Below are 1,189 nucleotides of genomic sequence, written 5' to 3'. Positions count from 1 at the left end.
GATGGCGAAGAGCAAGTTTGAACGAACAAAACCGCATGTTAATATTGGTACGATTGGTCACGTTGATCATGGGAAGACTTCGTTGACAGCAGCGATTACGAAATATTTTGGTGAATTTAAAGCCTATGATCAAATTGATGCTGCCCCAGAGGAACGTGCACGTGGGATTACTATTTCTACAGCACACGTTGAGTATGAAACGGAAAATCGTCACTATGCGCACGTTGATTGTCCGGGACACGCTGATTATGTGAAGAACATGATCACAGGGGCAGCACAGATGGATGGTGCTATTTTGGTTGTTTCCGCAGCTGATGGTCCAATGCCTCAGACACGTGAGCATATTTTGCTTGCGCGTCAGGTTGGTGTTCCAGCAATTGTTGTTTTTCTTAATAAAGTTGATCAGGTTGATGATGCAGAACTTTTGGAGCTTGTAGAGCTTGAGGTTCGGGAACTTTTATCCAAATATGATTTTCCAGGCGATGATATACCAATTGTTAAGGGTTCTGCTTTAGCAGCCCTTGAGGATAAGGATAAAAGCATTGGTGAAGATGCTGTTCGCCTTTTAATGAGTGAAGTTGATAATTATATTCCAACCCCTGAACGTCCTGTTGATCAACCATTTTTGATGCCGATAGAGGATGTATTTTCGATTTCGGGTCGTGGAACCGTTGTTACGGGTCGTGTTGAGCGTGGTGTTATTAAAGTTGGAGAGGAAATCGAGATTATCGGTATTCGTCCAACGTCTAAGACGACGGTTACAGGCGTTGAAATGTTCCGCAAGCTTTTAGATCAAGGTCAAGCGGGCGATAATATAGGAGCTCTGCTACGTGGTGTTGACCGTGAAGGGATTGAGCGTGGTCAAGTATTGGCGAAGCCAGGATCCGTTACGCCTCATACACGTTTTAAAGCAGAAGCTTACATTTTGACAAAAGATGAAGGTGGACGTCATACACCATTTTTCACGAATTATCGTCCTCAGTTTTACTTCCGTACGACGGATGTTACAGGTATTGTTACGCTTCCAGAAGGAACGGAAATGGTTATGCCAGGCGACAATGTTGCCATGGATGTTTCGTTGATCGTTCCGATAGCGATGGAAGAGAAGCTTCGTTTTGCTATTCGTGAAGGTGGTCGTACTGTTGGTGCCGGTATCGTCTCTAAGATCATTGAATAAATAATGCTTGTT

At 43.9% G+C, this 1,189-nt stretch carries 1 protein-coding gene; it reads left to right on the top strand.

Going from position 1 to position 1,189, the window contains the following annotated elements; all coding sequences use genetic code 11:
• The first annotated feature begins 1 nt into the window (after position 1).
• On the top strand, positions 2 to 1,177 hold the full coding sequence (tuf, locus tag ACFIKH_RS09110) for an elongation factor Tu (protein WP_012755022.1): 1,176 nt from the start codon (positions 2 to 4) through the stop codon (positions 1,175 to 1,177).
• The last annotated feature ends 12 nt before the right edge of the window (positions 1,178 to 1,189 follow it).

The sequence above is a fragment of the Bartonella sp. SD1336NMGDW genome (genome assembly GCF_042193565.1).
Lineage (GTDB): Bacteria > Pseudomonadota > Alphaproteobacteria > Rhizobiales > Rhizobiaceae > Bartonella > Bartonella grahamii.
Note: the sequence above shows the minus strand (reverse complement) of the source record. Positions and strands in the feature narration are given on the sequence as shown.

What these genes read in the sequence shown, in the direction of transcription:
- tuf (WP_012755022.1), top strand. Translation starts at nt 2, where the DNA reads ATGGCGAAGAGCAAGTTTGAACGAACAAAACCGCATGTTAATATTGGT.